The organism is Paenibacillus glycanilyticus (genome assembly GCF_023715145.1).
GTDB lineage: Bacteria > Bacillota > Bacilli > Paenibacillales > Paenibacillaceae > Pristimantibacillus > Pristimantibacillus glycanilyticus_A.
Window position 1 is genome coordinate 422,512 of sequence record NZ_JAMBNP010000005.1, and the last position, 23,802, is coordinate 446,313.

20 protein-coding genes are annotated in these 23,802 nt (G+C 49.9%); 15 read left to right on the forward strand and 5 right to left on the reverse strand.

Annotated elements, in window-relative coordinates; genetic code table 11:
- The first annotated feature begins 8 nt into the window (after positions 1-8).
- The 5 genes from M3194_RS16930 to M3194_RS16950 all read left to right on the forward strand — a co-directional run bounded on the left by M3194_RS16930 (position 9) and on the right by M3194_RS16950 (position 6,926).
- Entirely contained in the window at positions 9-1,829 is a 1,821-nt protein-coding gene (locus M3194_RS16930) for a cache domain-containing sensor histidine kinase (protein WP_251655250.1), read from the forward strand.
- A complete protein-coding gene (locus tag M3194_RS16935; protein WP_251655251.1) occupies positions 1,826-3,475 on the forward strand; it encodes a response regulator transcription factor in 1,650 nt (549 codons plus the stop codon). The genes M3194_RS16930 and M3194_RS16935 overlap by 4 nt, the downstream gene beginning before the upstream one ends.
- Complete coding sequence (locus M3194_RS16940; protein ID WP_251655252.1) at positions 3,463-5,070, forward strand: glycoside hydrolase family 3 protein; 1,608 nt, start codon at positions 3,463-3,465, stop codon at positions 5,068-5,070. Before M3194_RS16935 ends, M3194_RS16940 begins: the two co-directional genes overlap by 13 nt.
- A gap of 142 nt (positions 5,071-5,212) precedes the next feature.
- Positions 5,213-5,785, forward strand: coding sequence for a signal peptidase I (gene lepB / locus M3194_RS16945; RefSeq protein WP_251655253.1), 573 nt, complete (start codon positions 5,213-5,215; stop codon positions 5,783-5,785).
- Positions 5,786-5,948: 163 nt separating this feature from the next.
- Positions 5,949-6,926, forward strand: coding sequence for an aldo/keto reductase (locus tag M3194_RS16950; protein WP_251655254.1), 978 nt, complete (start codon positions 5,949-5,951; stop codon positions 6,924-6,926).
- 58 nt (positions 6,927-6,984) lie between these two features.
- On the opposite strand, the gene M3194_RS16955 is transcribed toward M3194_RS16950, so the two are convergent.
- The gene (locus tag M3194_RS16955) at positions 6,985-7,413 is read right to left on the reverse strand and encodes an NUDIX hydrolase (RefSeq protein WP_251655255.1); all 429 of its coding nucleotides are present in this window, start codon (positions 7,411-7,413) and stop codon (positions 6,985-6,987) included.
- Between the two features lie 130 nt (positions 7,414-7,543).
- Here M3194_RS16955 and M3194_RS16960 point away from each other — a divergent pair, with 130 nt between their 5' ends.
- Entirely contained in the window at positions 7,544-10,414 is a 2,871-nt protein-coding gene (locus M3194_RS16960) for a family 78 glycoside hydrolase catalytic domain (RefSeq protein WP_251655256.1), read from the forward strand.
- A gap of 51 nt (positions 10,415-10,465) precedes the next feature.
- On the opposite strand, the gene M3194_RS16965 is transcribed toward M3194_RS16960, so the two are convergent.
- Positions 10,466-10,912, reverse strand: a complete 447-nt coding sequence (locus M3194_RS16965; RefSeq protein ID WP_251655257.1) for a hypothetical protein — start codon at positions 10,910-10,912, stop codon at positions 10,466-10,468.
- A 288-nt stretch (positions 10,913-11,200) separates the two neighbouring features.
- On the reverse strand, positions 11,201-11,797 hold the full coding sequence (gene yfbR, locus M3194_RS16970) for a 5'-deoxynucleotidase (protein ID WP_251655258.1): 597 nt from the start codon (positions 11,795-11,797) through the stop codon (positions 11,201-11,203).
- A 378-nt stretch (positions 11,798-12,175) separates the two neighbouring features.
- Here yfbR and M3194_RS16975 point away from each other — a divergent pair, with 378 nt between their 5' ends.
- The 6 genes from M3194_RS16975 (at position 12,176) to M3194_RS17000 (ending at position 18,961) form a co-directional block, all read left to right on the forward strand.
- Complete coding sequence (locus M3194_RS16975) at positions 12,176-12,874, forward strand: Na-translocating system protein MpsC family protein (protein WP_251655259.1); 699 nt, start codon at positions 12,176-12,178, stop codon at positions 12,872-12,874.
- Between the two features lie 137 nt (positions 12,875-13,011).
- Complete coding sequence (locus M3194_RS16980; RefSeq protein WP_251655260.1) at positions 13,012-13,707, forward strand: Na-translocating system protein MpsC family protein; 696 nt, start codon at positions 13,012-13,014, stop codon at positions 13,705-13,707.
- Positions 13,708-13,815: 108 nt separating this feature from the next.
- Complete coding sequence (locus tag M3194_RS16985; protein ID WP_251655261.1) at positions 13,816-15,195, forward strand: PAS domain-containing sensor histidine kinase; 1,380 nt, start codon at positions 13,816-13,818, stop codon at positions 15,193-15,195.
- A 172-nt stretch (positions 15,196-15,367) separates the two neighbouring features.
- Positions 15,368-16,315, forward strand: coding sequence for a bile acid:sodium symporter family protein (locus M3194_RS16990; protein ID WP_311291104.1), 948 nt, complete (start codon positions 15,368-15,370; stop codon positions 16,313-16,315).
- A gap of 54 nt (positions 16,316-16,369) precedes the next feature.
- Complete coding sequence (gene pnpS, locus M3194_RS16995; protein WP_251655262.1) at positions 16,370-18,145, forward strand: two-component system histidine kinase PnpS; 1,776 nt, start codon at positions 16,370-16,372, stop codon at positions 18,143-18,145.
- Between the two features lie 96 nt (positions 18,146-18,241).
- Positions 18,242-18,961: a response regulator transcription factor gene (locus M3194_RS17000; protein ID WP_251655263.1), complete on the forward strand. Its 720-nt coding sequence runs from the start codon at positions 18,242-18,244 to the stop codon at positions 18,959-18,961.
- Between the two features lie 25 nt (positions 18,962-18,986).
- Here the strand turns inward: M3194_RS17000 and M3194_RS17005 are convergent, their stop codons facing one another.
- Positions 18,987-19,853: a helix-turn-helix domain-containing protein gene (locus M3194_RS17005; protein ID WP_251655264.1), complete on the reverse strand. Its 867-nt coding sequence runs from the start codon at positions 19,851-19,853 to the stop codon at positions 18,987-18,989.
- Positions 19,854-20,015: 162 nt separating this feature from the next.
- Here M3194_RS17005 and M3194_RS17010 point away from each other — a divergent pair, with 162 nt between their 5' ends.
- Positions 20,016-20,990 carry a 2-hydroxyacid dehydrogenase gene (locus M3194_RS17010; RefSeq protein WP_251655265.1) on the forward strand — a complete coding sequence of 325 codons (975 nt, stop codon included), beginning with the start codon at positions 20,016-20,018 and terminating at the stop codon, positions 20,988-20,990.
- 183 nt (positions 20,991-21,173) lie between these two features.
- Here the strand turns inward: M3194_RS17010 and M3194_RS17015 are convergent, their stop codons facing one another.
- Positions 21,174-21,722, reverse strand: a complete 549-nt coding sequence (locus M3194_RS17015; protein ID WP_251655266.1) for a pyridoxamine 5'-phosphate oxidase family protein — start codon at positions 21,720-21,722, stop codon at positions 21,174-21,176.
- Between the two features lie 112 nt (positions 21,723-21,834).
- Here M3194_RS17015 and pdxR point away from each other — a divergent pair, with 112 nt between their 5' ends.
- Together pdxR and M3194_RS17025 are read left to right on the forward strand one after the other, a co-directional pair.
- Positions 21,835-23,241, forward strand: a complete 1,407-nt coding sequence (gene pdxR / locus M3194_RS17020) for a MocR-like pyridoxine biosynthesis transcription factor PdxR (protein ID WP_251655267.1) — start codon at positions 21,835-21,837, stop codon at positions 23,239-23,241.
- Between the two features lie 51 nt (positions 23,242-23,292).
- Complete coding sequence (locus M3194_RS17025; RefSeq protein ID WP_251655366.1) at positions 23,293-23,649, forward strand: nucleotide excision repair endonuclease; 357 nt, start codon at positions 23,293-23,295, stop codon at positions 23,647-23,649.
- The last annotated feature ends 153 nt before the right edge of the window (positions 23,650-23,802 follow it).

Below are 23,802 nucleotides of genomic sequence, written 5' to 3' on the forward strand. Positions count from 1 at the left end.
CCCGCTAGATGAATTTGAGACCGAAGTTGATGCTTGCTTTTATTTTTCTGGTCGTGGTTCCCATGATAGGACTTGGCATCGTGTCTTTTCTGAATACGGAATCCGTTCTGGAGAAGAAATACAGCGAGCAGACCGAGATCTCGCTCAAGGCCGTCGGAGGGAATATCAAGTACTTCTTCAAGGAGCTTGATCAGCTCTCCGACGGTAATTTAACGAGCTCCGAGGTGCAGGACACGCTGAACTACAGCAAATATTATTCCAGCGATGATGCCAGCACCTTAATTGCGATTAACCAGTCGGAGAAGGAAATGAAGCGGATCCTGTTCCAGCATCCGGCAGTCAGCTTTGTCGTGCTGTATGCCATGGATGGCACGATGTTCCGCGCCTTCCGCAACGATCCGACGACTTTTCGGCCGATTGCCTTCGAAGCCTTGAAGGACCAGCCCCTCTATAATGAAACGATTCAGCTGGGCGGCCGTCCGAAGTGGATCGGCCCTTATGAGCATCAGGAGCTGACGGGGGTGGAGCCTCCGTTATTTACCCAGCTCAGGCTGGTCAAAGATTATGAGACGCTTGCCGATCTTGGACTGATGATTACGCAATATAAGACCGAAGAGGTCTACACGATGCTGAATACGTTCCTGAATCCGGAGGCGGAAGGTCCAAATTCCAGGTATGTCATTGTAAATTCCGAAGGGCTTGTCATGCTCGACAGCAGCAAGCATTTCGAAGGAACGAATATAGCGGAATACTCCAGCGAATTGCCGCAGAACACGGCTGATTATTCCAGCGCCAGACTGCGCTTCGACGGGGAAGACAGCCTTGTCTCCTCGTATAATCTTGGATTTAACGGCTGGGTTCTGGTGTCGGTGAAATCCTGGGATATGCTGACGAACGAGAATGAACGTTTTGTCCAATGGATCGGCATGATTACGATTCTGTGCATTTTGTCGGCGATCCTGTTTAATATTTTCTTCGTGAACCGGGTTGCCAAAAGTATTATTAAAGTCGTTCGAAAGATGCGTCTTGTCGAGCAGGGTCTCCTGGATATCCGCGTAAACGCGCATGGCAAGGACGAAACGGTGCTTCTCGCCAACAGCTTCAACAGCATGGTGGAGCGGATCGGAGATTTGCTCACCGAGGTGCGAACGGAGCAGGAGCGCAAGCAGCATGCCGAGATGATGCTGATGCAGGCGCAGATTAAGCCCCATTTCTTATTTAACACGCTGGAATCCATTAATGCCCTTGCTGCTCAGAATGAAGGCGGGAAAATCATGATGATGGTGCGGCGCTTAAGCAATCTGCTGCGCACCAGCATGCATCATACCGAAGAGATCTTCCTCAGCCAGGAAATTGAGCATGTACGCAGTTACCTGGAAATTCAGAAGTACCGGTTCGAGGATTTATTTACTTATGAATTAAACGTATCGGAAGAAGCGTTTGATTATTCGATTCTTAAGCTGACGCTTCAACCGCTTGTTGAGAATAGTATCCAGCATGGCTTTGAGGGGCTTGAAGACGGGGCGGGCATGATTACGATTGAAGTCACGGTCGAGGCTCATCAGATTGTCATCATGGTTAGCGATAACGGACATGGCATGAACGAGCAGACGCTCAAGAAGTTCGCCGAAAGCAAGCAGCAGCTGCCAAGCGGGAAGCGGCGCAATGCCGCGGAGCTGGGAGAAAGGCGGGGACTGGGGCTTCGCAATGTGGCGGACCGCCTTCGTATTCATTATGGTCCATCTTACGGATTAAGGATTTGCAGCGCAGAAGGATACGGCACAGTTATTCGCTGCACCATTCCGAAAAACAGAGGTGAACGATTATGAACGGCAAAGTATTGCTCGTAGACGATGAACCGCACATTACCCGAAATCTCGAGAAGGTAATTCCATGGGAGATGCTTGGCCTAACTGTTGGCGGGACAGCGAAAAACGGGATGGAGGCGCTTGAGCTGCTGGAGTCGGAAGCGTTTGATCTCGTCTTGTGCGATATTCGGATGCCGGTCATGGATGGACTGGAGCTGGTGAGGCATATTCGGGAAAAAGGAACGGAAAGCGACATCATTATGCTGTCGGGTTATCAGGATTTTGCCTATACCCGGGCCGCCATTCAATATGGGGTGAAGGATTATGTCTTAAAGCCTATTCCTTATGACGAATTAACGGGAGTTATTGCCCGGGTAATGGCGAATCAGCGGCAGAAGAAAAAGCAGCAAAGCGAGGAGCGGCAGAAGATTGGCCGGATGATCGACCTTGCAAGCGAGAAGGTTCTATACGATATTCTGATGGACTATACGGAAGTCACGAGCGGCAACTGGCTGTTTAGCGGGGAAGAGCAGGAGCTGGATAAGAAGTACGTGCTGATCGTTCTTGATCTGGATGTAAGCTCGGAGCGGACCAAGGATTGGCGGGAATGGTCGGATAAAGAGCGTAAGCTGTGGAATTTCGCGGTATGCAATGTACTTCGGGAGAGGCTGCAGCAGAACGGCCTTCATCATGCGGTTATTCAGATTCGCGACGGCGAGTGGTGCGTGCTTATCGAATGCGAGAAATCGCAGTGCTATGATTTGAAGCAGATTACGGCATGGACGGAGCTTTTGCTCAGCGCGGTAAAAAATCACGTCAAATTGTCGCTTTATGCCGGCATTTACCGTGATTATGCGGATGTTACAGCCTTGTCCCAGGCTTACAAGCTGGTTCAGCAGGGAATGCAGCTTACTCCGGTTCAAGAGCAGATTGCCGTATACCCGGACGACCGTGTAGGTTCTTCGCGGGAAGACCAGGCTTTTTGGGATACGTCGGAGAAATTGATTGGCGCGGTCAAACGCGGCGATACCGTTGTTGTTGACGATGAGCTGAAGCGGCTGACAACTCAGCTCCAGCGAATGAACGAGACTTCTCTTGGACGCTTCAAGCCGATGCTGCATTTCTTCGTGCTGAACCTGATGCGCGAGACGAAGGAAATGGGGATTTTCTCGCGCGAGCAGGAGGATCTGCTGTGGCTGAAGCTCGACCGGCGGTTTGGCATCAAGGATCTGCTGTCGGTGATCTTGCAGGTGACCAAGGCGGTTGCCGAGAAATCAACGGATAAGAAAAAGCAGTCCGAACGTTCCATGTCGGAAGCCAAAGCGTTCCTCGGCCGTAATCTGTACCGGGATTTAAGCGTGGAGGAAGCGGCGACCCATGTCGGATTAAGCACTTCTTATTTCAGCCTGCTGTTCAAGCAGACCTATAACGAGACCTTTATCGAATACGTAACCCGCGAACGGATGGAGAAGGCGAAGTCGCTGCTTGCCGATACCATGAAAAGCATTGCGCAGATCGCCAAGGAAGTTGGTTACGCGGAACGGCGGTATTTTACGAAAGTATTTATGAAGTACACGGGGGAGAATCCGACGGATTACCGGAATAAGCATCAGCAGAACGCTTCCGGTCAAGCGGCGAAAGAAGGGGACGGGGAATGGGAGAGTTGAATTGGAGCAGCTGGACGCTGCGGGAAAAGGTTGGTCAGCTGTTTGTGTTCGGGTTTCACGGGTATGAGCCAACCGGGGAGATTACATCGTTAATCGAAAACTACGGCATAGGCGGGACGATATATTTCGGCCGCAATGTGCGGAACGCGGAGCAGGTTCATCAGCTGTCCAGTTCGCTGAAGGAGATTGCGCATAAAGCCGGACGGCCTAATGTGCTTGTTGCCATTGACCAAGAGGGCGGCATGGTAGCCCGCATAGTGGAAGGTGTTACGCTGATACCCGGCAATATGGCGCTTGGCGCAACCGGATCGGCGGAGGGAGCGAGAGAAACGGCCCGCGTCTGCGGCGAAGAGCTTCGCTTGCTTGGCGTTACGATGAATTATGCGCCATGTCTGGACGTAAATAATAATCCGGATAATCCGGTTATTAACGTGCGCTCATACGGTGATCGTTCCCAATTGGTAGGAGAGCTGGGGAAAGCGGCCTTGTTAGGCTACCAAGCCTCTAAAGTAGCGGCAACGGTCAAACATTTTCCCGGACACGGCGATACCTCGGTAGACTCGCATCATGCTTTGCCTGTGCTGCCTCATAGCCGGGAGCGGCTTGATGCGATTGAGCTTGCGCCGTTCCGTGCGGCGATTGCGGCGGGAACGGCTGCTATTATGACGGCTCATGTCTGTCTGCCTGCGCTGGACCCGTCGGGGAAGCCGTCAACCTTGTCGCAGCCGGTATTAACCGGGTTGCTCCGGGAGGAGCTTGGCTACAAAGGAGTTATCGTCACGGACTGCCTCGAGATGGATGCCATTGATCAATTCTACGGACCGGCGAAAGGCGCGGTATTGGCGCTTCAAGCCGGAGCAGACATGGTGCTTGTCAGCCATACGTACGAGAAGCAGGTAGCTGCGCTTGAAGCCGTCGTTGCGGCTGTGGAGAGCGGTGAGTTGTCCGAAGAACGCATCCATGAATCGCTCGCGCGGGTCATGCAGCTGAAGCGGGATTATGAAGTCGATGCGCCTCTTCCTGCATGGGAAGAGGCAGAACCAAAGATGGCGACTCCGGCAAGCAAAGCGGTTGCCCGTCAGTGGAGCGAGGCTTCGGCAACGCTCGTGAAGAATGACGGCCCGCTGCTTCCCCTTCGCAGAGAAGCACGTACGCTGGTGCTGTGGCCGGATATTAAGCCGGTATCGGTTGCCGATGAGATGCTGACGGGCGACGGTACGCTGGGCGATCACTTGAAGATTCGCCTTGATCAGGTTGAAGAGCGCTTAATGAGCGGAACTGATCCGCTTGCGGGTCTCGAGGCGTTCGAGCAAATTGTAGTTGTCACCTACGACGCAACTAAGCATCCGATCGAGCGTGAGATTGCAAACCATGTCGTTAAGCTGGCTGGTGACCGCACGGTTGCCGTATCCGTCCGCAATCCGCTTGACCTGAAGGTATATCCGGCTGCGAAAGCTTATCTGGCCGTGTACGAATGCCGTCCGCTCGCGCTGGAATCGGCAGCCAAGGTATTAACCGGCGAGCTTAAGCCAACCGGTTCCCTGCCGCTGGAACTGTCCGCGCAATATCCGTTTGGCTGGAACGTAACGCTGTAAACAATAGCCGCCTCTGATGGTCATAGCTGACCGTTCAGAGGCGGTTTTTTTGTAATATCCTAACAAATAGGAATAGTTGCCCGCGTTGATTTCGTTATACCATATTTGTAAAGGAAAGCATGGGATCAGAGGGAGGTCGTCTATGAGAATAGCTGTCTATCTTTTTCTTATCATCGGCATTATTCCTCTGTTAGCCGGGTGTGCAAATACGCTGAATGATCCGGTAACGGAGAAAAGAATCAAGGAAATGCAAACCCCGGATCCCTCCTTGACCAAGGTCAAGGTAGAAACGGATGGGATGCTGTCCGATGTCTATGTAAACGAGAGGCATCCGTTTGGATTACATGAGTATGTATGGGCCGACATGGAATATTACAAGAATCATGATGTAACGCGCGGAGACATCGTGGTGTTCCGCACAAAGAATAATCCTGAGCAACGGACCGATATAGCCAGAGTTGTGGGACTGCCTGGAGAATCCGTGAGGATTAAGAAGGGGCAGGTTTATATCAATGATAAAAAGCTGGTTGCTTTTTATGGGAATGATCCAACTTCCGACGATATTAATGATTCATGGGAGAAGCTGACTTTGAAAAGTGATGAGTACTATATTTTAGCTGATGTACGTTGGAGAGGGCTTAATGACAGCCAGACAAAGGGACCTTTTCACAAGGAAGATCTATTAGGGAAAGTTACGGGCTATCTGAAGAAATGAGAATGTCCGAAATAAAGAGTGTGTTGTCGGATTTCCACAGTATCCTGAAGTAACTAAGTAAATAATTTTTCACTTCTTATTCGGTAAAACCTCTAATGTTATAATGAATTGAATTATATGTTATATCAAATGTTGACTATAATCTCTCTTAGGGGTGATATTCGTGGAATACCGGGTGTTAGGACGTTCGGGCTTGCGAGTGAGCGAGGTCAGCTTGGGCTGCTGGGCAATAGGCGGGCCGTCGTGGCGGGACGGTAATCCCGTAGGCTGGTCCGGCAATGACGATAACGAGTCTCTTGCGGGCTTGCGCAGAGCCCATGAGCTTGGCATTAACCATTTAGATACGGCGGATGTCTATGGAGACGGCCATTCGGAACGGGTAATCGGACAATTTCTGCAGGATGTTCCGCGCGATTCCATTGTTGTCGCCTCGAAAGTAGGCTGGTTCAGAGGGACGGCACCCAACGCCATGCAGCCGGTACATATTCGTCATCAACTGGAGCAGACGCTTACGAATCTGGGGACGGATTATGTCGACCTTTATTTTTTCCATAATACGAATTTCGGACCGGACGACCGCTATTTGGAAGAAGCGGCCGACACGATGCGCGAGCTCCAAAAAGAAGGCAAAGTCCGGGTGATTGGCCAGTCGGCTTACAGCTATGCGGACTTTAAGCGGGTATGTCCCGTAACGCGTCCGGATGTGCTGCAATTCCATTATAATGCGTTCGGCAACGAGTTCGATCGGCCGGAGACGAACCTGTTCCAATGGGCGGAACAAGAAAACCTTGGCATGGTGCTGTTTGGGCCGCTTGCTCAAGGCTTGCTGCTGGATAAATTCGATCCGGAGAATCCTCCTCAATTTGGCGAGGGCGATATCCGCTCGACGAACCAGTCCTACTCGAAGGAGCGTCTGCTCGAAATCCGAAAGCAGCTTCAGCCACTTAAAGAGCATTTCGGCGCCGATGCACAGGAACTGGTCCGCGCCGCTATTCAGTATGCTTTGGCGCAATCCCCGAATGCATGCGTAATTCCGGGGTTCAAGAATATCCGTCAAGTTGAATCCAACGCTCTGGCCGCAGGCAGACCGCTTAATGCTCAGGAAGTAGAGCTCGTCAAACAAGCTTTGGGCAGAAAATAATAAAAAATAAAGCTCCCTCGAACCCAGTGTCAGCTGGATGTGAAGGAGCTTTGTTTTGTCATACCCACTGTCTTGGGCCAATCGCATGGAAGAGAGTATGACGGTTTGATTGAAGAGCATCCCGGATGCGATTGCAGGTGAAATCGCTAATCGGCCGAGGGAGATCATCGGGAGAACAGTAGCGGCATTCCAATATTTCCGGAGAGCTAGGAATAGGCTGCTGATTGCCATCGCTAACGGCGATAAAGACAAAATGATGCATATCATACGCCGGATCATAGTAAATCCCTGTTAATTCGCCAATCTCAACCTGCAGTCCGGTCTCTTCCAGTACCTCTCTTGCTGCGGTTTGTTGTGCGGATTCATTCACTTCCGATTTGCCTCCCGGCAGATCCCAGTTGTTCTTGCCATAACTGTGTTTGACAAGGAGTACCTGGCCTTCGGTATTTGCAATAATTGCTGCTGCACCCATTAGCTTGTCTGACATTTCGAATTCCTCCTCGATGTTTAATCTAATGGTTAAACGCCAGATTATGGAATTTAGTTGCGGTAACGCTTATTGGGAGGCTCCCATTATTTTTTAGCAGTCACATCGATCTTACTAGGAGGAAATGCTGATGAAAGATACGGCTTGGAAGGCGGAATGGATATGGGGAGGAGAAGAGGATAGTCCGCGCAATGAATGGCGCTGCTTCCGTTCGACCTTCGAAGTAACGGAGGGAGCTGCTGCCGCGGCAGAGCTTCGCATAAGCGCGGATTCCAGATATGTAGCTTACGTGAATGGCGTGCGTATCGGCAGAGGTCCGGTCCGATCCTGGCCGGAGGAGCAATTTTACGATTCGCATTCCATCGGTCATTTGCTAAAGTCTGGCGAGGAGAACACGATAGCCGTTCTGGTGCTGCATTTTGGCGTGACGAACTTCTATTACTTGCGGGGCAGAGGAGGCTTGCTAGCGGAAGTGAATGCCGGAGGCTCCGTGCTTGCGGCGACGGATTCGTCCTGGCGGACGGAGAAGCTGAAGGGTCAGCTATCCTCTTCCCCCCGAATGTCCTGTCAGCAGGGCTTTGCCGAGGTGTACGATGCAAGGGGATGGGATGACAGCTGGACAGAAAGCGGATACGATGACTCGTTATGGTCACGGGCTACTCGCGTTGCAGAAGTTGGGGAAGGTCCTTGGAAAAAGCTAATTCCGCGCGATATCCCGTTCCTGACAGAGGAAAAGCTGTATCCTTCCCGCATCGAATCCCTGCAAAGGGTTAAACCGCCTGCCTGGACCGCGGCTATTGACCTTCGGAATGCAATGGTTCCCGAATCGGTGGAGCATGCCAATCATATGCAATATATGGGCTACATCGCCACGAATTTGTCGCTTGCGGAAGCCGGGAAAGTGACGATTGGCGTTTTGCAGTCCCGCGGCGAGAAGCTTTGGATTAACGGGCAGCAGATTGAGAAGAGTCATGGCGTCGATCCGGAGAAGTATTATGAGATAGAGCTAAACGCCGGCGAGCATTTCATCCTGCTTGATATCACTCAGCACGATCATGGAGGAGCCTTCCACTTGGTCATTCACTCGGAGCAGAGCTTCTCGCTTCATGTACCAGATGGCGGCGGGGATACGCCTTGGATCATCATTGGTCCTTTTGACCAGACGGTCTTCTACGATACGAAGGAAAACAGAAATGTTGACCGGCAGGAGCCAAACTACCTACGTGCGGCCGGAGCAGCTTCAATCGAGGCATTGGCTGCGGTTAAGGATTGGATCCGCCCCCTGGAGTCCTCTTATTATACGGAGCAGGATGTATTCGGCTCCAATGTGTGGCGTCCCGAAGCGGAGCGTTACGGATGGTCAGCCAGCTTGAACGCTTGCTTGACGGCGACACCGGAATATGCGATTATTCCGCGTTTCGCGAGCGGGGATACCGAACTGGTTATCGATCTGGGCAAGCAGCGCTCCGGCTTCTTCGGATTCAAGATTGAGGCGCCTGCAGGAACGATTGTGGATGTCTACGGCCTTGAATATTTGAAAGGCGATTTCCGCCAGCACACGTATGGACTGGATAATACGTTCAGGTATATCTGCAGGGAAGGGCGGCAGATATACGAGTCGCCGGTTCGGCGCGGCTTCCGCTATGCGGTAGTAACCATAAGGGGAGCGTCAGAGCCTGTAAAGCTGCATGAGGTCTATATGGTGCAGAGCACTTATCCCGTTGTTGAAGCCGGAACGTTCCAAAGCTCCGATCCTCTGCTTAACGATATTTGGACCATCAGCCAGCATACGACGCGTCTTTGCATGGAGGATACTTTCGTCGATTGTCCGGCCTACGAGCAGACCTATTGGGTAGGGGACAGCCGCAATGAAGCGCTTGTGAACTACTATATCTTTGGCGAGCTGGATATCGTCAAACGTTGTTTGCGGTTGGTTCCGGGGTCGAAAGACAGATCCCCGCTGTATATGGATCAAGTGCCAAGCGGCTGGACCAGCGTGATTCCGAATTGGACGTTCTTCTGGGTATTGGCGACCATGGAATATGTGGAGCATACGGGAGACAAAGCTTTTGCAGCCGAGATGTGGCCGCATGTCCGCTTCACGCTGGAGCATTATTTGACCCATATTAATGAGCAAGGACTGCTGGAGATGCGGGGCTGGAATCTCCTCGATTGGGCACCGATTGACCAGCCTAATGAAGGAATCGTTACCCATCAGAATCTATTCCTGGCGAAGACGCTCAGGCAAGCGGCGCATATGGCAGCAGAAGCAGGGGAGGCAAGCGAAGGGAATTCGTTTGTAGAAGCTTCCTCCTTATTAGCCGCAGCCATAAACGATCATCTTTGGGATCGGGAGCGGGAAGCGTATTTGGATTGTATCCATGCGGACGGCCGCCGATCGGACATCTTCAGCATGCAGACTCAAGTGGTTGCCTTGTTATGCGACGTTGCTCAAGGGGAGCGCAAAGCGAAGCTGGAGTCGTACCTGATTCAGCCGCCGGCATCGTTTGTGCAAATCGGAAGCCCGTTTATGTCCTTCTTCTATTATGAAGCGCTGGAAGCAATGGGACGAGTTCCCGTGATGCTGGACGATATCCGCCGCAATTACGGCTTGATGGTTGCAAGCGATGCAACCACATGCTGGGAGATGTATCCGAACTTTACGGAAAACCGCGCCAATGCAGATCTGTTAACCCGCAGCCACTGCCATGCCTGGTCGGCAGGACCGGCTTACTTCCTGGGCAGAAATGTCCTTGGCGTGAAAAGGCTGGATCATGGCTGGAACAAGGTAAGCATCGAGCCCGTACCGTGTGACTTGAAATGGGCGAGAGGCGCGGTTCCTCTCCCGAATGGCGGCGTTATTGAAGTGAACTGGAGTATTTCGGGCGATGAAATGTCCCTTCAAATCTCGGCTCCGGAGGATGTCGAGCTCGATGTCCGGCTTCCTGCAGGACTGACAGGGCAAGTATCCATTGTGACTACGAAGAAGCTGCCTTTATAAAAAGTTAAGCCGGGTCGCGAATTGACCCGGCTTTTTATTGTTTTATACTAACTAGTTACCGTACAAATACTGCATGATTTCTTTCTCTTTAAACTTGATTCTGTATGTTTTGGCGAGGTATCGGCCGAGCGGTTGTCCTTTATTGCAGAAGAAGGCATCCAGTTTATAAGTGCTCAAATCTTTAAACTGTAAAAGATAATAATCCTCCGTTGGCCCTTTGGTGAGATGAAGATAGATGTAGCCCATTTTCTTTTTGGTTATGGCTTCAATGGACTTAATGTCTTTGATTTCGAAGCTCCTCTTGAAGAAGAACAAAGTGGTTTTCGCGAGGACCCCGTCGTTGATTTCAAAGCGCACGCTTAGCAGATACCCCAAGAATAACGCCGTGATGCTTCCCATCCAATAAAAGCCATAAAACCATAACCACCCAAGAAAGAACAGCAGGATTACGATTCCGAATAGAAGAATGGCAGTCCCTCTAGCAATTCTAAACGTCATGATATTCTCTCCGTTTACTGTTGAGGTTTTTATCGTTGAGGTTTTTATTGTTCAAGCGGCTAAATGAATAGCCGCTTAACACTTGGTCCCCAACCAAGTCGATAAAGAGCAGAGGTAAATGTATCTCCTGGAAGAGCGGAGCGTTTGCCTTTGATTACATTTTGCAACCTTAACAAATTGTTCAGGCAAAATGTAATCAACAGCAACTGGAAGGAGATACATTTCCGAATGTGAGCGAAATCGACTCCTCCTCCCTGCATGTCCGAATGTGAGCGAAATCGACTCCCCCTAACTCAACTCATCCAACGTCATCCCCAAACTCGGAGCCATATGAGTGAGGAACCACTCCGTTTCAGGCAGACCAAGCCGTTCGATGGCTGCTTCCGTCTGCCCTTTGGCGACGAGGAATTCGCGGTTGCCGGTGGATACCTCGCTTAAGCATTTCAAATAGGCGTCAAGCAGGTCGGCAGCCTTCACGATTTTATGCAGCAGTTGTTCTTCCTCGGTCAACTCGCCGCCAGGCTTGCCGAGCAGCGGGGCGTACGAGGCTTGAAGCGGCTCTGGCACCATGCCGAGCAGCCGTTCTGCCGCCATGGCTTCAATCTCTCGGAAGTTCGCGAGCATCTTCGGATTATGATGCTTGACGGGAGTCGGGATATCACCGGTAAACACTTCGGTGGCGTCGTGGAACAAAGCCAGCGTCACAGCCCGGTCTGCATTGTAGCTCCGTCCATAGAAGCTATTGCCAATCTCGCACAGCATATGGGCAAGCAGCGCAACATGGAAGGAATGCTCCGCAACGGTTTCCTTGGTGGTATTGCGCATCAGGCTCCAGCGCTCAATATATTTGAGGCGATACAAATAAGCGAAAAAATGACTTTCCATGATCTCGAAAGCTCCTCTCTATTCCGCAAGAAGTCATAATTGTTCTACTATATCCTACCATAATCGATCTTCCTAACGAATCCTCGGATCATATTGGACTAAAATAACGGATTGTATTATTTTCCTGCTTAACAATTTAAATATTTTTCTTGTTTTCATTTAAAAAAATCATTAAAATATGGCTAAGGCAAAGGAAATTTGCCTACTCACAATTGATAACTATTAATTTGGCATTAATGAACCAGAGATGGCGCTGGACATAAGCCTAAATAAGAGTTGTTTATTACAACTTTTGTTTAGGCTTTTTTTTGTGTCTTTATTGCTATTAAATAATTGAAGGTAAAAGAAAAGCTTTACCTAAACTGAGGATGAGAATTTTTGGATAAGAATGAAAAGCAAATTCAAAACGAAATCGCGAGTCACATAGGGAGATTGCTGCGAGAAGCTTTCGGAAAAGGACCGCAATCGATATTTGTGAACATCAGCCGCCCGTTTATTGTCATTTACTTAAGAAACTTCTTATCCCCGACGGAGAAAATACTTCTTCAGCAAGATCAGGTGAATTCCGTGCAGCATACAAGAGACCTGGTGATGAAGTCGCTAATCCCGGAAATCAAAGCCTATTTGCTGCTGCTGACAAATATGAACATCCGCGAATTTTACTATGACTGGGGATGGGATAACCATTCCGGCATACTGGTCGGTATGGAACCGGAAATGTTGGATGCCAGACAGGAAGAGTGGTATGCGGGGAAAGAGGAGCTGCACCGCGAGATTGACAGGATCAGTCAACTGATTCAGAAGAAACCGGATAAAACGGATTCTTACATGATTAATGACAGGACGCTGCTGATTGTCAGAACGGGGATTCTGATTAGCCTGGGCAAGGAAATGCTCCGGCTGGGGTTTGAAGAAAGCTTAAAGCTGGCCGAACGAAACCTGGAAAAAAATTATCTGTTTAATAACAATCAGTTCCAAAACATCATCAAATCGCAGATTCTGGAGGTTTTTGTGGATTGGGATTTCCATTTGGATAAAAGCGTTATCGTATTTATTTTAAATCCGAATCAAAAATAAACGAAAAAAGCTTAATAATGGATAGGATTTTGCCGCTAGTAAATAATAGGCGAAGTTTGTGTTGTTTTAATCCAAATAAGAAATTACAATAAATTCGGGGTGAAAGAAATAACGCTTTTGCCTTACTTTAAGGATGAATGATCTTGGATAAACAGGCTCAAACCGAAATTGCGAGCTACGTAGGCAGATTGCTAAGAGAGTCTTTCGGAAAAGGACCACAGTCGATTTATGTTAGCATTAATCGTCCTTTTGTCGTCCTCTATTTACGGAACTTCTTATCGCCGACAGAAAAGATCCTGCTCGAGCAGGATCAAGTCCACTCTATTCAATCAACCAGAGACTTATTAATGAAGTCATTAATTCCGGAGATCAAAGCCTATCTGCTGCTGCTTGCAGGGATGGATATCCGGGAATTTTATTATGACTGGGGACTTCATAATCAATCCGGCGTAATGGTCGGAATTGAAGCTTGCGAGGATTGGGAACAAGCCCTTCCCGTTGCAAGTTATAGAGGAAAAGAGGAGCTTCAGCGCGAAATTAATACAATCAGTCAACAAGTGCAGAAACGGCCTGACGAATTGTATTCTTTTCTGATTAACGACAGGACCCTGCTTGTCATTCGGGTTGGGATTCTGATCAGCATTGAAAAAGAGCTGATTCGGATTGGACATGAAGAGAGCTTAAGGCTCGCCAAGCGGAATCTGGAGAAAAGTCATTTGCATAATAACGGTCATTTCCAGGAATTTTTAAACGCAAAGGTTAAGGATTTGTTTGTCGACTGGGATTTTCATCTGGATAAAAGCGTCATCGTGTTCATTTTAAATCCGGATTAATAATGTTGGCGGTAATGAACCAGATTGATCGCTGGACATAAGCCTAAATAAAAGCTGACCTACCAGCTCTTATTTAGGTTTTTATTTTGGGGAAAATGAGGGGGATATATGGTCCAATTTCAAGAACAGAACGAGGTTCTGGGGCGAATAACGGACGCCATCTTTGCAGTCAATAACTCCTGGGAATTTACTTATATGAATAAAGAAGCGGCAAAATGGTTCTCGCGCAAACCTGAAGAACTCATTGGCAAATGCATTTGGAGTGAATTTTCGAAGGATGAATACTCTATTTTCTTCGAGCATTACGATAGGGCTATGCGCGAACAGGTCCGGGTGGAATTCGAAGCGTATTGTCTTCCCATATCGGTGTGGCTGGAGGTTAAAGTTTACCCATCCGCCAATGGGCTCTCCATTTATTTGGAAGACATTACGCAGAAGAAAGGCTTATCCTTGCTCAAGGAGCAGCACTACGAGTCGCTGTTTAAATATAATCCTGACGCTGTCTTTGCATTTGACGTGGAAGGAAATTATCTAAGCGTAAATCCGGCTATGGAGCATATGTTAGGCTACCGTGCAGAAGAGTTTCTGAGGATGTCGTATACGCCATTGATACCGGCGGAAGAACTGGACAAGACGAAGAGTCATTTTCAAAAAGCAGCCAAAGGCATTACGCAGCATTATGAAACGAAAGCATGCCACAAAAACGGTACGGTTATTGATGTAAAAGTAACCAACATGCCAATTATTATCAACAACGTAGTAGTGGGGGTATTTGGAGTTGCCCGGAATATCACCCAGGAGAATCATAATGAGTTATTGCTGCTGCAAGCGGAAAAGCTGACCGCGGTAGGCCAGCTTGCCGCGTCCATCGCGCATGAAATAAGGAATCCCCTCACGTCGCTGAAAGGCTTCGTACATCTTATCGAACAGGCTGTTTCCGGGGTCAACAAAAGCTATTTCGAAATTATGAAGGACGAGCTGAAAAGAATCGAGCTCATTACGAGCGAGCTGCTTTATTTGGCGAAGCCGCAGGCCCAGGAATTCAAACATGAGCAAATCAGCCAGATCATTGAGGATGTGATATTGCTCATGGGCTCGCAGGCTCTAATGAACAATGTGGAGTTAAGAACGTCCAATCTGGAGGATCTGCCAGCCATGCATTGCGTCCCGGCTCAGTTGAAGCAGGTATTTATTAACCTCATCAAAAATGCGCTGGAAGCTATGCCGAATGGCGGGTCAATCGATATCGTGGCCACGAGGCCTAATGATGATGCGGTTGTCATCCAGGTTATCGATAATGGCAAAGGCATTCCTCAAGAGCTCATTTCCAAGATCGGCTCCCCTTTTTATACAACGAAAGAAAACGGAACGGGCCTTGGCATGATGGCTACGCAGCAAATCATCTATTCCCACAAAGGGGCTTTGGAAATTTCGAGCATCGAAGGCGAAGGGACTACGATTCATATTACTTTGCCGGCAGCGAAATAGGGTGGGATAGGTTTGTCCATTTGAATGGGAGTATCACCAAGGCAGCCGGCAAGCCCGGATGCTTTTTCTCTGTTTAAGGGCAGTTATCCTTATGCGAGTGTGCTATTATTAAGCTTACTATTGTTGATCGCCATATTTTAGAAGTGAGGGATGGCTTACGAGGGAGTTTGGATTGCAATTCAATCAGTTTTTCGAACGATGGATGTTTCTGCTGATCCCGGGATCGCTTGTCCTGGGGTTTCTTTTTGCGGATACGCTTGCTCCGATGGTGGATGCCGTGCCTTATCTGTTTGCTTATGTGACGCTGACGATGGGGATCGGCTGCGGCCTTCGTCATCTGTATGAGGTTATAAAAAAGCCCGGCATTCTGGTATGGACGCTAATTCTCGCGCATCTTATTTCGCCGCTTGTCGCATACGGTCTTGGTGCTCTTCTCTTTGGAGCATCCTCTCCTTACGTCGTGGGGCTTGTCTTGTTTACGATTATTCCGCTTGGCGTTTCCACCGTCCTATGGGTTGGCATGTCGGGCGGAAGCGTTCCGCTTGTGCTTGCGATGGTCGTGCTCGATTCCGCTTTAAGTCCGCTCGTCGTTCCTTACGGCATTCATCTATTCTTTAATACGTCCGTTGATATTGCGATAGGACCTATCATGTTTGATTTATTCGTTATTGTTGTACTGCCGACGATTGTTGGCGTAGCGCTGTATGAGCTGAGCAAGGGACGCATTCAGGCGAAGGTGAAGCCGGTGGCGATGCCCATCTCGAAGCTTTGTTTTGTAGCGGTTGTTGCCTTGAACGCATCGGCCATTGCGCCGTATGTCGATCAGTTGAAGCAGGATATGCTGAAGCTGATTCCGCTTGTTATCGTGCTGGTAGGGGTATGTTATGCAGTAGGGTTCCTCGGAACGGCCAAATTTGCGGGCAAAGATGTACAGGTCACCGTATCTTACGCCACGGGCATGCGTAACATCTCGCTTGGGATCGTCCTCGCGTTAGGCTACTTCAGCCCGCTGGCTGCCGTGCCGGTCGTACTGTCCATCCTGGTGCAGCAGCCGCTTGCGACGGTGCATCATTTTGTTTTACAGAAACTTAACAAAAACAAGACTAGCGAAGCCGCGTGAGCGCATGTACGATAAAACGGGTGACAATGAGGCAAAAGGAGATGGACTTTAGCCATGAACAGCTTTCGTAACCGGCTGACCTTTACCATGATTATTATACTTGCTTTGTCCGTTACGGCAGCAGGTCTCTTCATGGCAAAGACGTTTAAGGATAATCATATTAATGCGCTGGAAGACAATATGGTCCGCGAGATGCATATCATTCTGGCCAAAACCGAATGGAAAGAGGGGGATAAGGCCAGTCTGTTCCCTTATTTCACGAAGGAAGCGGAGACCCTCAGGACGTATGCGGACTCCAGGGTTACTTTTATCTCCGGTGACGGCACGGTCCTAGGCGATTCGGATCATGCTCCGGAAACGATGGATAATCATAGCAAGCGGATCGAGGTCATCGAGGCTCATAAAAACGGCGTCGGACGAGCTATCCGTTATAGTGACACGTTGAAGGAAAATTTATTATACGTAGCTATTGCGGCCGACCCCTCCGATCCGAACTCCAACATCATTCGGCTTGCGATGAGTCTGAAGGAAGTGGACAAGAGCATTAACCAGCTGTGGACGGTATTAATTATCGGCCTTCTGGTCTTGTTTATCGTTGCAGCCTTTATCAGCTATCGGATCGCGCTTAGCTTAACCCGCCCTCTGGAGCAAATTACGAAGGTTGCCCAGCGCATCAAGCAGCTGGATTACAAAGCGCGGGTGAAGGTCAGAAAGCAGGATGAGGTTGGGGAGCTTGGCCATGCGATTAACGCGATGGCGGAGAGCCTTGAGGTGCAAATGACCCGTATCCGGCAAAATGAAAGCCAGCTGGAAAGCGTCCTCGATAATATGATTAACGGCGTTATGATGATCGATCCTACCGGGCGGATTGTGCTCATGAGCAAGCGTGCGGAAGAGATTCTGGGCTTCTCGGCGCGCGAACTGGTTGGACGCAATTATGCGGAAGCCAAGCAGCAATATGAGCTGTCCCAGCTCATTCAAGAGGCATTGGCGAGCCGTGAGCATATTAAAGAGGAGATTACGTTCTACTTCCCGGAGGAGCGTCTCTTGGAGCTGAACCTGGTTCCGATTCACCAGGAAAATAACGAATTCAGCGGCCTGCTGCTCGTTCTTCAGGACGTAACGGCAATCCGGCGCCTCGAGAGAATGCGCAGCGAGTTTGTGGCGAACGTATCCCATGAGCTGAAGACGCCTATCGCGGCGGTAAAAGGCTTTGCCGAAACGCTGCTTGGCGGAGCGGTGAACGATGAGGAGACCGCGCGTTCGTTCCTGCAAATTATTTTTGACGAGAGCGACCGTCTTAACCGGCTGATCGGGGATATTCTGGCCTTGTCCAAGATTGAATCCAAACGGGTTCCGCTGTATTTCTCGCCGGTGGAGCTTGATTCCTTTATGACCAAGACCGTTACGATGATGGAAACCGAAGCGGCGCGCAAATCGATTATGCTTGATCTGCAGATGGAAAACGGTCTTTACGTCGAAGCCGATGAAGACCGATTACGACAAATTATGATGAATGTGATAGCAAATGGCATAAACTATACACCAGAGGGCGGCAAGGTCTCGGTTAATATCAAAAGCATCGACGAGGATCATATCCGGATCCTGATCAGCGATACCGGAATCGGCATTCCGAAGAAGGATCTGCCCCGCATCTTTGAACGGTTCTACCGGGTGGACAAGGCCAGATCCCGCAGTTCAGGCGGTACCGGCTTAGGACTCTCCATCGTGAAGCATTTGGTCGAGCTGCACAAAGGAACAATATCGGTTACAAGCGAGGTTGGCATGGGCTCAACCTTTGTTATCGAGCTGCCTGTTTTGCAACAATAGTCAGCCTTACTTAAATATTTACCCATTCTTCATGAAATCGTGATAAAATAAGGTTGAAAAATTGTGTGTCCCAGGCTGGACAGGCTGGAGGTTATCATGTCGCATAAAGTGCTGGTTATTGAAGATGAACCAACATTAGCTCGGCTTCTGTCGTATAATCTGACGCAGGAGGGCTATGCCACGACAGTTATAGATCACGGGGCAACAGGGCTGCAGACGGCTCTGCAGCGTACCTTTGATTTGATTATTCTGGATATTATGCTGCCAGGCTTGAATGGCTTTGAAATATTGACGCGCCTTCGTCAGAATGGCGTAAAGACGCCGATTATTATTTTAACGGCGCGTAATGCGGAAGAAGAAGTGGTACAAGGGCTGAAGCACGGAGCCGACGACTACATCACGAAGCCGTTTGGCGTTGCGGAGCTGCTGGCCCGCGTGTCTGCGGTGCTGCGCCGGACCCAGCAGGATGATGTTGTTCCGATCGAAACATCGGAGAAGGTTATTACGATTGGCGACCTGTCGATCTATCCGGAGAAATACGAAGTTACGTTAAACGATGAGACCGTTCCGCTTCGTCCGAAGGAGTTCGAGGTGCTGCTGTACCTGGTTCAACGTCCGGGGATGGTTATTACGCGGGATGACTTGATGAATGTCGTATGGGGCTTCGATTACATCGGCGGCCAGCGTACGGTTGACGTTCACGTAAGCTCGCTCCGCAAGAAGCTGGAATTAGGGCAATCGGTTCAGATTGAGTCGATTCGCGGCGTTGGTTATAAGCTTGTTATGTCGAAAAAACTCGTCACACCAAAGAGTTAAGGTGGACGAGTTTTTTTTGTTATCGCTATTGCCGGTTCCAGTCGAGCATCTTGCGCTGGAATTGCTTCGGTGAGCAGTCGTTGTATTTCTTGAACATCTTATAGAAGTGGGCCATGTTCGGCATTCCGATCCGCTCTCCGACTTCTGTTATGCTCAGATCCTTGGTCAGAAGAATACGCTCGGCCCATTTGATCTTCCGGTAGTTCACGAATTCCGTGAATGACATGCCAATCGTCTTTTTGAAAAATTTCACGAAGTAATAATAGCTCATGTTGGCGATTCGGCATACTTCCTCCACCTGGATCCGATCGGTCAGCCGGTTCTCGACATAATCAAGGACGGGCTTGAGACGGAGGCGGTCAAAGTCATCCTGCTCGGCAAGCATCTTCCGGTGATCGTTCCGAAGGAGGGTCAGCAGAATCTGCTTGATCAGAACGCTTACCGCAATCTCATAGCCGGTCTCCTTGCGGTCCGCTTCCTGATGAAGCTGGCGGATGAACTCACCGATCTGCTTCTTCGCATGGCTGTTTTCCTGAAATATATAATTGGCCTGGCTGAGAGGATTTTCCGTCTCGGAGAAATAGCGCATATACGCTATTGTGCTTTGATCGAAAAACGGCTCCAGCTCGAATTGCAAAACGATGTAATCGAGATGCCCGACGCTCTTGTCGCGGTGAAGCTGGGAGGCGCCGATCATAATGATGTCGCCTGCTTCCAGATGATAGCTCTCTTCCTCGACATCGACGTCCAGCTTGCCTTTTATAATATAGAGCAGCTCCAGCTGCCGGTGATAATGCCAGTTGGTGAAATCGTCATCCTTTCGAATCGGCTGCCAGACACGCAAGGATAACAAAGGGTTCTCATAGACAACTTTCTCGTTAAACGGCTCCACCTTTGCTTGTCCCACCTTACGTTGAAGTTTGGTTCTGCACTTGCCGCCATAGCGTTATGCAGCCTTCTTCATTGTAGTGGGGTTCCGCTTTAAAGGCAACCATTCGCCAAACCGCTTTGGACATAGGTATAATAGAGTCAGAACTCGAGAGGAGATGACGGCATGCGGCCAAAAGTATACATATCATCTAAAGTATCCGACGAGGTAAAAGCTTACCTCGATCAACATTGTGAATGCGAAATGTGGCAGAATCCGGAGAGAGCGATAACCGGGCAGGAGCTTGCCGAGCACATCGGAGAGGTTGAAGGACTGCTTGCCGCCGGCAATGCGATCAGCGAGCGTTTGTTAAGCGCGGCGCCTAAGCTGAGAGCAGTCAGCAATATTTCGGTAGGCTACAATCATAATGATCTCGACGCGATGAAGAAGCGCGGCATTATCGGCACTCATACCCCTTATGTGCTGGATGACACCGTAGCGGATCTAACCCTTGCTCTGATGCTGGCAGCAGCCAGAAGAGTAACCGAGCTGCATAACTTGGTCCGTGAAGGCGGTTGGCAGCGCGGGGTTGGCGAGCAGCTGTTTGGCTTGGACGTGCATCATGCGAAGCTTGGCATTATCGGCATGGGCCGGATTGGCGAGCAGATTGCGAAGCGGGCGAAGTTTGGCTTCGAGATGGAGGTCTCCTACTATAATCGCAGCCGCAAGCCGGACACGGAGGAGCGGCTTGGCGTCAGCTATCAGCCGCTGAACGAGCTGCTTGAGCAGTCGGATTTCATCGTGCTCATGACTCCGCTGACGCCGGAGACAAAGCATATGATCGGCGAAGAGCAGTTCAACCGGATGAAACGCAGCGCGATCTTCATTAACGTATCGCGCGGCGAGACGGTTGACGAAGCTGCTCTGATTGAAGCGCTGCGCAGCAAGCGGATTTATGCGGCAGGACTTGATGTATACGAGAAAGAGCCGGTCAGCCCGGACAATCCGCTGCTGCAGCTGGATAATGTGGTGACCCTTCCGCATATCGGCTCGGCAACGAAGAAGACAAGGGACGACATGGCCATGCTCGCTGCGCGCAATCTGGTGGATGCGTTATATGGCAGAGAGCCGCAATATGTCATTCCCGAACTGAAAAACTAATTGCGAAAGAGGCTGCTCCCATACGGGACAACCTCTTTTTTCGCGTTTATGAGTTAGTGTCTGTCCTGATGACTCTTTTGGCCCTGGCCGAAAAAATTAACGATGATTCCCGTGGCTTTTTTCGTCCCTGGCCGAAAGAATCATCGAAGATCCTGATGACTCTTTTGGCCCTGGCCGAAAGAGTTATCGAAGATCCTGATAACTCTTTCGGCCTTCATAAAACATTTTCGGGGGATTTACTTCGCTCTCCTTCGCTGTGATGGAGCTTGCGGTCAGCTTGAAGACGGATGTTTTGCTGCCCATCGAGGAGACGTACCGCTCCAGATGGCTTTTCGCAAGAGGGCGGTCGAAGTAGCCGGGAACGTATTTGTTCAGCATAACCTGCATGGCCGCAGTTGCTTCGTCCCCATCCGTTACTTTCTCAATAGTGCCGTAGAGGATGACGCTCATATAAGCGGTATCGATATGGGCAGGTGTCGGGTCGGTAATGGTGCCGTATTCTTCGCTGACGGTAAAGCAGCCTTCCGGATTGTCTTCAATCATATCGATTTTCCGCCCTTCGGAAGCGACGTGGAAATAGATGGCGTTATCCTTCCAGACGAAGTTTAACGGAACAACATAAGGAACATTGCCCGAAGCAAGGCCAAGAAATCCGGTTTTTGCCTGCTCGAGGAAGCGATGGATCTTGCCTGTATCGGTACAGGCTCTTTTTTGTAAACGGATCGGAAACATCGTTAATTCCTGCCTTTCGCGCGGTGGATTGTGCTATCATTGTAGAAGGAATCTGTCCTTATCGAAAGGTACAGTTTTGTTGAAAATAAGGGGTACAGAATGAGGTTGTCGTATGATCAGCGTAACGCCGGAATTGGATAAGCAAAGCGATATTCCCCTGTATCAGCAGTTATTTGTCTATTTGAAGGGGCAGATTGAATCGGGCCTTCTGCGGGAGAACGACCGTCTGCCTTCGATCCGCCAGTTGTCCGCTTATTTGTCCGTCAGCAAGAATACCGTTGAAACGGCTTATCAGCAGCTGCTGGCGGAGGGTTATATCCAGAGCAGACTTCGCAGCGGATTGTATGTAATGCCGATAGAGAAGCTCGAGAGGGCGGCAGCGGAACCGGCCGTAGTCCGAACGGGGACAGCGCAGAAGTCCGAGGATCTGCCGCCCCATGCGATTAATTTCGAGTATGGCGACGTAGAGCTTGATCATTTTCCGGTGCGGCAGTGGAAGAGATGTCTGATGGATGCCCTTGAGGAATGTACATCGGAGATATACGGCTACGGCGACCGTCAGGGCCATGCGGGACTGAGGTCGGAGATTGCCCGTTATTTGTACCAATCCCGCGGAGTGGTATGCACGCCTGATCAAATCTTCCTTAGTGCGGGGACGCAAACGACGGTCAGCCTGCTGGCCCAGCTGCTGCCGCTGCCCGGGGAGGTTGCGATGGAGGAGCCGGGATATAACGGAGTCAGAACGGTACTGATGAATATGGGCCGTACCATTATTCCGATACCGCTTGACCATGACGGAATCTCGGTGGAGCACCTGAAGCGAAGCGGTGCCAAGACCGTATATGTAACGCCTTCCCATCAGTTTCCCCTTGGCATGATTATGCCGGTCCAAAACCGGATTAAGCTGCTGCAGTGGGCGTATGAGCAGGACGGCTACATCATCGAGGATGATTTCGACAGCGAGCTGCGGTATCAGGGCCAGCCGATTCCGGCTCTGAAGGCGCTCGATACCTGTGACAAAGTTATTTACTTAGGAACATTCTCCAAGTCGTTCCTGCCGGGAATACGGCTCAGCTATATGGTGCTTCCGGAGCGGGCCGCGCTGGATTACCGAAGCAGGCTGCAGGCATACAGCCAGTCGGTCTCGCCGCTTATTCAAGCTGCGATGCACCGGTTCATGAAGGAAGGGTATTTCGCAAGCCATATCCGGAAGATGAGGAAGCTGTATCAGTCCCGGCATCGCGTGCTGCTTCGCTCGATTCATGAACAGCTTGGCGGCCAGGTTGGCATCATTGGCGAGCGGTCGGGCATGCATTTGCTGCTGGATGTACACGGACGTTCCAGCGAAGAGCTGGTGAAGAGGGCGCTTGAACACGGGGTTATTGCATACGCGCCTAGAAAGCATTGGCTTCACCGGGAGGCTTGTCCGCCTTCGTATATCATGCTAGGCTTTGGCGGACTTAGCGAGGAGAAAATCCGCGAAGGGATTATTCGCCTTCGCAAGGCTTGGTTCCCTTAAGATGTGGTACAATACGGTATATACCTAACCAGGAAAGAGAAGTGAACGTTGTTGATTACGATTACGATTCCGGAACCGGACGTTACGATTTACAAGCAAGTGAACCCCGAGCTCAGCCATATTTATAACTTTACCGATTTCCATCTCATCACGCGCGAAAAGGGCGGCTTCTTCATGTTCTACAATTTCAAGGGCGACGTGCTGTTTGTCGGCAAAGCAAGGAAGCTGAGACCGCGCATCAAGAAGCATTTCGAAGATACGGTATCCCCAATGAAGGATCACCGTGACGAAGTGACCAAGATCGAGATTTATGTGAATGAAGATCCGGTGGAGCGCGAAATTTACGAGACCTACCTGATCAATCAATTCCGGGCGAAATACAATGTGGACAAGGTATTGTTCCGTTAAAGAAACTTCTAATGACGAAGGCTGCTCAGCAATGGGCGGCCTTTTTGTGTTATTTCATAAAAGCTGAAGTACGCGCAGAAAGTTCTATAGTTTCAGTAGTTACTCATAGGGGAAGATGGGATATAATGTAGCGGCTTGATCTATTCTCGAAGA